The 11,067-nt window shown below is 61.4% G+C and carries 7 protein-coding genes; all 7 read left to right on the forward strand.

Annotated elements, in window-relative coordinates; genetic code table 11:
* Window positions 1-581: hypothetical protein (locus NUW23_00650; protein ID MCR4424688.1), on the forward strand; the 581-nt coding region annotated here is incomplete at its 5' end.
* Window positions 582-950: 369 nt separating this feature from the next.
* Window positions 951-2,270, forward strand: a complete 1,320-nt coding sequence (gene asnS / locus NUW23_00655; GenBank protein MCR4424689.1) for an asparagine--tRNA ligase — start codon at window positions 951-953, stop codon at window positions 2,268-2,270.
* 99 nt (window positions 2,271-2,369) lie between these two features.
* Window positions 2,370-6,446 carry a fibronectin type III domain-containing protein gene (locus tag NUW23_00660; protein ID MCR4424690.1) on the forward strand — a complete coding sequence of 1,359 codons (4,077 nt, stop codon included), beginning with the start codon at window positions 2,370-2,372 and terminating at the stop codon, window positions 6,444-6,446.
* 86 nt (window positions 6,447-6,532) lie between these two features.
* Window positions 6,533-7,930, forward strand: coding sequence for an FAD-binding protein (locus NUW23_00665; GenBank protein MCR4424691.1), 1,398 nt, complete (start codon window positions 6,533-6,535; stop codon window positions 7,928-7,930).
* Entirely contained in the window at window positions 7,931-9,112 is a 1,182-nt protein-coding gene (locus tag NUW23_00670) for a class I SAM-dependent rRNA methyltransferase (GenBank protein ID MCR4424692.1), read from the forward strand. It abuts the gene before it with no gap.
* Between the two features lie 284 nt (window positions 9,113-9,396).
* A complete protein-coding gene (locus tag NUW23_00675; protein ID MCR4424693.1) occupies window positions 9,397-10,410 on the forward strand; it encodes a LacI family transcriptional regulator in 1,014 nt (337 codons plus the stop codon).
* A gap of 74 nt (window positions 10,411-10,484) precedes the next feature.
* The coding region (locus NUW23_00680; protein ID MCR4424694.1) for an ATP-binding cassette domain-containing protein at window positions 10,485-11,067 on the forward strand (583 nt) is incomplete at its 3' end.

Below are 11,067 nucleotides of genomic sequence, written 5' to 3' on the forward strand. Positions count from 1 at the left end.
GGAACGGTAAGAGAGAGCATGTCGAGAAAGCGGCGGCGATATCCTGCGTTGGAGCCCAGCCCCGGTTGCTGATGGCGGTGGAACAGGGCAAACACGTGGTGATCAAGGTGAAACAGAGGGATCGCCGCTTGGTCCGGGACATGGACGGGCTGATGCGCAAGCAGGCGCCTCACGTTGTTGCCCAAGGCGTAACGCCTAAAGGCGAGCCCATCAAGAATGGGCACGGGGTAGCCTGCGACGCGGAGCTGTGGGATGAAGAGAACTTCACAAGCTGGGACAGGGTTCGCTGTCCATTGCGGTGCGTTAAGGTTCGGGAGACGAAGAAGGAGACCCGGGGCGGCCAGGTGGCCGGGAGCACAACGACGGAATACCATATCGCGACGGCGGCGCCAAAGGCGATAATGAAGGCCGAGCGGGCATGGGAGACAGTCCATCGCAGGTGGGACATTAAGAACACAGTCTTCAACGGCCTCAAACAGAACTGGGGATTCGAGCACTGCTACACGCAGGATCGAAACGGCATAAGAGGGGCGTATGCCCTGTATTGCATCGCATCCAACCTGATGTTGCTGTTCGCGTAAAAGAACCTGAAGGACGCGCCGGGGAAAGGCGTTACGCTGAAGGAGCTGGCGCGGCAGATCTTGGCCGGCATTGGAAACCTCGCTCACCCGTTGCCGATACTCAAGCTTAAACCAGGCCGGCAACTCGCCCTGACGGCACGGGGACCTCGGCAACCGATCATGTGATACCATTGGTTCCCAAGTCGTGGGCTTGGGGAGAGCAGGGCTTTCAGCGGAATCCAGTATGGTAAACGTAGCCATACATGCCCTGAGCCGCGACGTTTCGCAACACGCCACGCCAAGGCCCATTTGCGGAAGTGCTGCCTGGCTTGGCCAGCGAGTTGAGAATCCCTGGACGGGCTAGTATAATTGGAGATAGTTTCAAGAACGATGGGTGCGTGGCCGGAGGTGTGGATATTGGAATCCGTGCGAATCCGCGACATCGGGCAGCATGAAGGCGGCGAAGTGACCGTCCGAGGTTGGCTCTTCAACAAGCGATCCAGCGGCCGCATACATTTCTTGATCATCCGCGATGGCACAGGATTCCTGCAGGCAGTCGCGGTTCGCGGCGAGATGCCCGACGACCAGTTCGAACTGTGCGGTACGATCACCCAGGAGTCCTCTGTAGTGGTGCGAGGGCAAGTCAGGGCGGACGAGCGGGCCATGGGCGGGTATGAGCTGTCCGTGACCTCCGTGGAACTGATCCAGATGGCCTCTGATTACCCCATCACCAAGAAGGAGCACGGGGTGGACTTCCTCATGGACAACCGGCACCTTTGGATCCGCTCACCGAAGCAGCACGCGGCGCTTCTGGTGAGGCACGAGGTGATCCGGGCGGCGCAGGACTACCTCAATGAGAACGGGTTCATACGAGTCGATGCCCCCATACTCACTCCTTCCGCCTGTGAGGGCACCACGACACTCTTCGAGACAGACTACTTCGGTGAGAAGGCTTACTTGAGTCAGAGCGGCCAGCTCTACAATGAAGCGACATGCCTTGCCTTCGGGCGAGTCTACTGTTTTGGGCCAACCTTCCGAGCGGAGAAGTCCAAGACCCGCCGACATTTGATAGAGTTCTGGATGATAGAGCCCGAGATGGCCTACGCGGACCAAGAGGACAACATGGCGGTCCAGGAGGAAATGGTCTCTTTCATGGTCCGGCGGTGTCTGGAGAACCGCGGGCGTGAACTTCGCCTCCTGGAGCGCGACCTGTCGAAGCTCAAGAACATCAAGCCGCCGTTCCCAAGAATCTCCTACGATGACGCAGTCGCCCTGCTTCGCACTGAAGGCCGGGAGTTCCAGTGGGGCGACGACTTCGGTGCCCCGGACGAGACGTTGATATCCGAGAGATTCGACCGTCCGGTCTTCGTCACTGGATACCCAACAAAAGTGAAGGCCTTCTACATGCAACCCGACCCGAACCGGCCCGAGACGGTCCTCTGCGCGGATCTGCTTGCCCCCGAAGGCTACGGGGAGATCATTGGCGGAAGCCAGCGGATTCACGACCCGGATTTGCTAGCTCAGAGAATCCGCGAGCACTGCCTGCCGGAGGCGGCCTATACCTGGTATACCGACCTGAGGAGATTCGGGTCGGTCCCCCATTCCGGGTTCGGGCTGGGGATCGAGAGGACCGTGGCCTGGATCACCGGGCTCGAGCACGTACGGGAGATGATCCCGTTTCCAAGACTCCTGAACAGGATCTATCCATAGCCCTGTGCGGGCCGGAGTATCATGCCCGGGCGGGGAGGAACTGGCGAGCGGGCCCCTCCGTCTAATGTACCGCATTCATCCAACGGGAGGGATTGGCCGATGAAGACACTGGCGCGTCTCGTCGTCTTTGCTTTGGTCCTGGCGACTCTGGTACCGGCGACCACAGGCGCGCAGACCAGTGCCTACGACTACATAGTGAGGGGCGAGCGCTTTCTTGGGCAGGGGCTTGCGGATGACGCGGTCCGCGAGTTCACGCAGGCCCTGAAGCTCGAACCACAGAACACCAGGGCCCATTTCGGCCTGGGGCAAGGTTATGAGCTGCGGTCCGGGATTCAGGGGGTCCTGACCTACCGCCTGGAATGTATGACGGAGCCTGCGTACGTCCGGGCGTATGGATTCCCACCCCTGACTGACCGGGGCTACCAGGATATCGACCAGGCGCTGGCTTCCTATGGGCGCGCGCTCAGCCCCGGGCAGCAGGTGGTTGGCGCCTATTACCGCCAGGGCATGCTGTACTTCGCGAGTGGCAGGGCAGACGACGCCCGGAGGGCACTGGAGCAGGCCGTAGCGGCAGAGCCGTCCAATGTAGCGGCAAGGGTCCTTTTGGCGTATCAGTACCTTGAAGATGGGCAGGCCTCAATGGCTTCCGCACAACTGGACAGGGCCAGGACCGCGGGGGGCGATCCCGGGAACCCGCTCATCCTCGCCGCCATGGGGGTCGTGGAGTTCAGAGCTGGGCGGTTCGAAGCCGCTGATCAGTATTTCTCTCAGGCTCTGGCCAGGTATGATGCTCCCGCGTACATAGAGAAGTTCCTGGGGGATGCCAGGTCGGCCTTGGGAAGGCAAGCCGAAGCCCTCGACGCGTACAGGCGCGCCGCGTACAAGGATCGCACCTTGACCCTCACCCGCGACAGACTGGGCAACGCATACCGGCTCTCGGGCGAGGCACAGGCTGCGATGGATGCTTACACAGAGGCCTCTACGGCAAACCCGAACCTGCTACGGGCGAAGTTCGGCTTGGCCTGTGCGATGCTTGAGTCCGGCAGAGCCGCTGCCGCAGGTCCGGTCTTCGCTGATATCCTGACCTCCCTCCCTGAGTATGGTTCTGACAACGCACTCGTGCTCAGGGCCATCAGTGAGTGGAGACTCGGTGACCCCTCCCGGGCTTTGGCCACCTTGCAGTCTGCGCTCGGGTTGAACCCGGGAAACCGGGTTGGGCAGGTCTACGTGTCTAGGCTCGAGGCGGAGCTGAGGGCTCGAGGGACCTTTCCGACCGGGGTCACCACCAGGTCGGTCACGGTGGCACCGATTCCCGACAAACCCTTCAGTGGTGTCCTGATCAACGGGGGAGTGCAGCACACCAACTCCACCCAGGTCCGAGTCGCAGTCTACAGCCCTATTCCCAACGTGTCTTTCAGCAACGACGGAGTGACCTGGAGTCCCTGGTACTCAAAGCCTGGGGAGTACTGTGAGTTCTCCTGGAACCTGACGCCCGGGGACGGGGTCAAGCAGGTCCAAGTCAAGTTCCGCGACTACTGGGGATTCGTGACCCGTGGCGAATCAGGCACGATAACTCTGGACTCGACTCCCGCTTCCGTATCCATCGGGGTCTCTGACGCACCCGGCGCCAACCCATATTTCCGCGACCGGGTGAGGGTGACCCTGTCGGCAACTGATCCCAGCGGAATCGCCGGGTTCTGGCTCTCTTTCGACGGGGCCGAGTGGCGGTGGTTCGACTGGTACTCCCACGACTTCGTGGTTGCGCTCCCTTCGACCGGGGCCAGCAGGATCTTCCTGTCAGTCGTGGACGGGGCGGGCAACCACGCGTCTGCGGAGGCAGCAATACCGCCGGCGGCGCCTCTGGACACCGTCCCTCCCGAGGGCGGGATCGCTGTCGCCGGGGGAACAGCCGCCATCAATAGCCCGTACGTGACCGCGGCTCTCTGGGCGCGTGACAACGTGCCCGGGCAGCTGGAGATGTCGTTCTCGACGGACGGCAGGACATACGGGCCGTGGGAAGCCTTCGCGGCCACAAAGTACATACAGCTTCCGCCGGGTGACGATACGAAGAACGTGTATGTCAGGTTCCGGGACGCGGCGGGCAACGTCTCGCAAGCCTACGTTGCCAGCATAGTGCTGGATACGAGAGCCCCGCGCATCTACAACGTTCAGGTAACAGCGGTGGGGACCACCTCCGCGGCGGTGTCCTGGTCTACCGACGAACTTGCGGACTCAGCCGTGGAGTTCTGGGCCACTGGATCTCCGGACCGGGTGAGCGGCACCGACGTGACCGGCGTGCACACCATATCCCTTGCGGGCCTCAGGCCAGGCACGACCTATGGTTTCAGGGTCATATCCCGCGACGCAGCGGGCAATGTAGCCCGGTCAGAGGATATGAGCTTCAGGACTCTCTCCCCGGACACCCGGCCGCCGAGTGTTAGCCTTAGGATCAACGGTGGAGCCAGGTACGCGAACAGCCGGATCCTTCAGCTCGAAGTATACGCCCAGGACGACCAACCAGGGCCGCTCGAGATGACCATCCGCGACGACGGGACTCCGTTCGGGTACTGGCGGCCTCACTCGGTCAACACAACCTGGCAGCTAACGGGGGCTGAGGGGAAGAGGACCGTGTATGTGCGCGTCCGCGACCAAGCTGGAAACGAGACACAGGCAGAGGCGAGTATCGTCCTTGATGTCACACCGCCTCAGATTAGCTGGGTCGAGGCCAAGACGGTCGGGCCTGACTCCGCGACGATCACCTGGTGGACTAATGAGTTCGCTGACTCGTGGGTGCTCTACGGGCCTCTGGCTCCCACCAGAACCTCGGGCTGGGGCGACAGAGAGCTTTCGCACTCTGTGACCATTACCGGTCTCAACCCGAACACGGTTTACTTCTTCAAGGTTCGCTCGACAGACGATGCGGGCAATACCGCCGAGTCCGCTGTGTCCACGTTCCGGACCCAGCAGCCGAGGGACACCACACCCCCGACGGGCAGCATCAGAATAAACGACAGCGCAAGATATACCCGGTCTACCCTGGTCAGCCTCACTCTCTCCGCCTCGGACGATTCCGGCGGAAGGATTGAGATGAGGCTTCGGGAGGACGTGGGCAACTGGACAGCGTGGCAGACCCTGGCGTCCAAGACCAACTTCAGGCTCACGCCCGGGGACGGAACGAGAACCATCTACGCTGAGTTTCGCGACCCGTCAGCTAACGTGAGCAGGACCTACTCGGCCTCGATAGTCCTGGATACGAGAGCGCCCAGGATTACGAACGTGAGGACGTCCGACGTCACCCGGAACTCAGCCACGATAACTTGGAACACTGATGAGCCCGCCACGTCCACGGTGGAGTACGGGCTGTCGGGCGCCTTGATGAGAGATACGGCCGGTGAGAAGTCCGTTACATCGGCGGAAGCCGCCACTGGGCCTGGAGATGTCGGGGCGAAAGTCATCATAGTCCCCGAGCTCCCGCCCTCGCAGCTCACGACGAATCACAGCGTGACACTGACCCGGCTCAACTCCGACACCACATACTATTATCAGGTTGTGTCGCGGGACGCGGCCGGAAACGTGGCGGTTTTGTCTGGTTTCTCGTTCACCACGGCTGGGGCGCCGCCGCCGCCGCCTCCGCCACCTGCAAAACCGCCGTCCACTCCGCCGGAGCCTCCGGTGTCTCCGCCGCCTCCACCGCCACCAGGTCCGCCGGTCAAGGTGAATTGGGCCCTGAGCTCGAATGGTGGGAGCGCCACGGCCTCGTCGTATGCGGCGGCACGCCCGGGAAGCCAGGCGAGGCCGGCGGCGTACGCGATCGACGGGAACAGGCAGACATACTGGGAGGCAGGCTCGCCGGGGAGCTCGCCGAACCAGTGGATCGAGATACGGTTCGCCAAGCCTCAGACGATCGGCTTCATAAGGACAGTCAGCGACATCGGACACTATGCGGTGGAAATGACTGTCCAGTACGATCGGGACGGGCAATGGGTCGATCTCGTTGACACGAAATCCAGGTTGGACCAGAACAAGTACAAGAAAACATCAGGGTCGACATTCATGTACGAGATCCCGTTCACGGCGGTCACAACCTCCGGAATCCGGATCATCGTGCACAGGGTGTCGAATCCGAGAGTGGCAGTCCAGTTCTCAGAGATCGAAGTATACACGAGCTCGGAATAGCGCAAATCAGACCCGAGATAGCATATTCCGACTGCCGCACCTCCGCCGGGTGCGGCAGTCGGATGTCTGGGAGGGGGCCCATACAGTTGAGTGACCTTCGCTATGATGTGGTCATCGTCGGAACCGGCCCGGCCGGGATCTTTGCAGCCCTTGAGCTCTCTGAGCGTGAGGACGTACGAGTCTTGATGATTGAAAAGGGACGGGACATGGACGGGCGAAAGTGTCCCGGTTCAGATGGGAAAGTGAAGTGTCTCCGGTGCGACCCGTGCGGTGTGGTATCCGGGTGGGGAGGGGCGGGTGCCTTCAGCGACGGGAAGCTTACCCTCTCCACCGATGTCGGGGGCATGCTCGAGAACTACGTGGGCAAGAGCGAGTTGCTCAGCCTCATTGACTACGTCGACGGGGTTTACCTGAAGTACGGAGCCCCAGAGACCGTGTACGGGGAGGAAGAGGACCAAGTGGCTGACATCCGTGACCGGGCCAAAGTCGCGGAGCTGACCCTGATTCCCGCCCGAATCCGCCATCTCGGCACCGGCCGCACACAGGCGATCCTCGAAAGGATGAAGAAGAGACTCGAAGGCCGCGTGGACATTGCGCTCAACACCTGCGTCACCCGCATCGTCGTGGAAGAACGGCGGGTCAGAGGTGTAGAAGTCTCCGGGGGTACGTTCATCCCCGCGACCTATGTCATCATAGCTCCGGGCAGGGAAGGATCGGCATGGCTTGTGGAACAAGCCGCCGGCATGGGCCTTCGCACCGCTATCAACCCCGTTGACATCGGGGTAAGGGTGGAGCTGCCTGCGGCGGTGATGGAGCACATAACGAGCGTAGTCTATGAGTCCAAATTCGTGTACTACTCACGGACCTTTGATGACAAGGTCCGGACCTTCTGTATGTGCCCTTACGGCGAGGTGGTCACCGAGAACAACGCGGGACTAGTCACGGTGAACGGTCACAGTCACGCAGAGAGAAAGACGGAGTACACCAACTTCGCTGTCCTGGTGAGCAAGACTTTCACTGAGCCATTCCGCGAGCCCACTCTGTATGGGAAGTACGTGGCGGGTCTCGCAAACCTTCTCGGCGGGGGTGTGCTGGTACAGAGGCTCGGCGACCTGATCGCTGGTCGCAGAACCAATGAGGAGAGGCTTCGCAAGTGCACGGTAACACCTACTCTCAAAGATGCTACGCCGGGAGATCTCAGTCTGGTCTTCCCGTACAGACATCTGGTGAGCATCATCGAGATGCTGCAGGCCATGGACAAGATCGCTCCCGGAGTGTATTCCAGAAACACACTTCTTTACGGTGTCGAAGTCAAGTTCTACTCCAACAGGTTCGAGCTTTCGAGGACACTCGAAACGACGGTCCGGAACCTGTTCGCAGCGGGCGACGGAGCGGGTGTGACTCGTGGCCTGATGCAGGCGTCAGCGTCAGGCGTTGTCGTAGCGCGGGAGATTCTCGCGCGAGTCGGGGGAGGGAAAGCGTAGGTGGCGGCAGTTCGCCTCAGAAAGGGCCGCGATGGGCGTGCTCGGGCGGGGCACCCTTGGGTGTACCAGGGAGAGGTCGCGGACATCCTGGGGGACCCGGCCGATGGAGAGATAGTGGATGTCGTGAGCAGCTCAGGACAGTTCATCGCCAGAGGGTACATCAACCGTGCATCACAGATCCTGGTCAGGTTGCTCACGTGGCGCGACGAGCCCATCGACGACGTCTGGTTTGGCGAAAGGCTTCGGTCCGCCGTCTACTACCGCGATCTGGTGGCGCCCGGTGCTCATTCGCTCCGGCTTGTGTTCGGAGAGGCAGACGGGCTGCCCGGGCTCATCGTGGACCGTTACGGCGACTGCCTCGTGTTCCAGACCCTCACCCTGGGCATGGAATGCCGTAAGCAGATGCTGGTCCAGAAGATGCTCGATCTCACTGGAGTCTCCCTCGCGTATGAACGGAACGACGTAAGGAGCCGTGAACTAGAAGGCCTTCCTCAGACGCGGGGTTTCCTCTCGGCGCAGTTCGACACCACGTTCGAGATCCGAGAGAACGATCTGTGCTTCCTCGTCGACATATCCGAAGGACAGAAGACTGGGTACTTCCTGGATCAGCGGGAGAACAGAAAGGCCATAGCCCCGTTCGTTCAGGGGGGCAGGGTGCTCGATTGCTTCTGCCACACAGGGAGTTTCGCAGTCCACGCTGCACGTTACGGGGCGAGCGAAGTAGTGGGCATCGACATCTCAGAGCCCGCGCTCGAGATCGCCCGGGCTAACGCCAGACGAAATGATTGCGGGAGAGTGTGCCGGTTCGAGGCCGCGAACGTCTTCGACTCTTTGCGGGCTATGTCGGACTCGAAAGACCCGGAGGACCGGTTTGATGTCGTGATCCTCGATCCACCCGCGTTCACCAAGAGCCGTGCCTCCGTCGAGGGCGCGCTTCGAGGGTACAAGGAGATCAACCTCCGAGCGTGCCGGTTGCTGAAACCTGGAGGATTCCTTATCACCTCTTCCTGTTCTCATCACGTGGACGAGCCAACGTTCATCTCCACTGTGGAGTCGGCGGTGAGGGACTCCGGGAGGCGCGCAAGGCTCGTTGAAGTGCGTACGCAAGCGAAAGATCACCCAATACTGCTTGGGGTCCCCGAGACTCGGTACCTCAAGTTCCTCATACTCCAGATTCTGTAGATGGCAGCTTCTTCAACGCCTACGTGGGGGGCGAATTCAAGGACCCGGTTGGGACTCTCGTCGCGAACGGCGAGTTTGTACATAAGGACGCCACGGGTGCTGTTGACGTCCGGTGTTCGCTCGGGGCGGAAGGCAACAAAGGTGGAGCATGCTAGGTTCTCGCAAATGAGGCTGGAAAACGGGTTGCACATATTTGGCGGTCGTGGTAGGATTGTGTTGGGTGTGAAAACGTTTGCAGAAACGTTTCCACAGGCATCGAGCGAGCGACGGCGAGGGAAGGCACTGTGTCGAGTATACATGATGTTGCCCAAGCCGCAGGGGTTTCCATAAGCACAGTCTCAAGGGTGCTGACGAACAGCGCCCCTGTTGCCTCCGAGACGCGCTCCCGCGTTCTCGAAGCGGTCTCCCGAGTGGGGTACAGACCGAACAGGATAGCGCGCGCTTTGAGGCGCGGCACAAGCCAGATGCTCGGGCTCGTCTTGCCCGATATTACCAACCCTTTCTTCACGGAGGTAGCTGCGGGGGTTCAGACCGCCGCCGAGAGGCACGGATACGCCGTCTTCTTGGCCGGGGCGGACGGAAGCCCCAAACGTCAGGCGAAGCTGATTCGAGCTCTTGCCGACAGGCAGGTAGACGGCATGATACTTTGCCCGGTCGACAATGCGGATCCGCTGTTCGACGCTGCAAGCTGCGACGATCACGGCGTGCGGTGCGTCCTGATAGACCGCGGACCAAGACGGTCGGGCAATGACGTAGTGACCTGCGACAACTACGGCGGAAGCCTCCGTCTTACCAGGCACTTGATAGAACTCGGCCACACCAGGCTGGGTTGCATCGCTGGCCCCAAAGGCCTCGGGGTGAGCCAGGATCGGGTTCGAGGGTTCCGCGATGCCATGCGAGAGTTCGGCCTTGCGGCGCCCGAAGGCAGCGTGTATCACGGCTCGTTCTCCGCGGCCGCCGGAGAGGAAGGCGCGGCTTCGATCCTGAGGGTCCATCCGGACACCACCGCTCTGTTCTGTCTGAGCGATTGGACCGCCCTGGGGGCGCTCGCGTACCTATCGAAGCACAGCATTCCTGTGCCTGGGCAGGTGTCGGTTGCCGGATTCGATAACATCCATATGTCGTCCTTGGTGCACCCGGCGCTCACAACAGTCGATCAACCTAAGCGTGAGATGGGGCAGGCCGCGGTCAGGCTCCTTCTCGAGCGCATCTCCGGCCGACGCGAGGCCCCCAAAGCGATCACCCTTCCAAGCACGGTCATACTGCGGGACTCAACAGGGCCTCCGCCTGTGAGCTAGTACTTTCGCCGCGCTTCGCGCTCAGGCCGGGACGGCGGGCACAGAAGGCCGCCCGGCATCGGGGGTGATGAGCAGTGACCGAGGAATGCGAGACTGAGGCTTCCCAACGGACGGTCACGTCGGACACGGCCCCGGAGTCGCAGTTCGCCCTCTGCATGTCCGGGATCGTCAAGTCCTTCCCCGGTGTCCTCGCTCTCGACCATGTCGACCTCACCGTGGGGCACTGCCAGATCCATGCGTTGGTGGGAGAGAACGGCGCCGGGAAATCCACGCTCATGAAAACGCTCGGCGGCATAATCCCACCCGATGCCGGGGAGATTCGTCTGTTCGGCAAGGTCGTACAGCCGAGGAGCCCACGGCACGCTCAACGCCTGGGGATCAGCATCATACACCAGGAGTTCAACCTCATTCCTGCTCTATCCGCCGCAGAGAACATCTTCTTCGGAGACCTGCCCCGCGGGTCTCTGCCTTTCAGTGTCAACTGGCGCGAATGCGTCCGCCGCGCAGAGCTGCTGCTCTCCTCATTGGGCGGGAGATTCCTAGCGACCACTCCAGTCCGCAAGCTGCGTGTCTCAGAGCGGCAGATTGTGGAGATTGCCCGGGCGCTCTCCTATAGAACCCGGATACTTGTTATGGACGAACCCACGGCTGCGCTCA

This window comes from Bacillota bacterium (assembly GCA_024655925.1).
Taxonomy (GTDB): domain Bacteria; phylum Bacillota; class DTU025; order DTU025; family JANLFS01; genus JANLFS01.

What these genes read in the sequence shown, in the direction of transcription:
- NUW23_00660 (MCR4424690.1), top strand. Translation starts at nt 2,370, where the DNA reads ATGAAGACACTGGCGCGTCTCGTCGTCTTTGCTTTGGTCCTGGCGACT.
- asnS (MCR4424689.1), top strand. Translation starts at nt 951, where the DNA reads ATGGGTGCGTGGCCGGAGGTGTGGATATTGGAATCCGTGCGAATCCGC.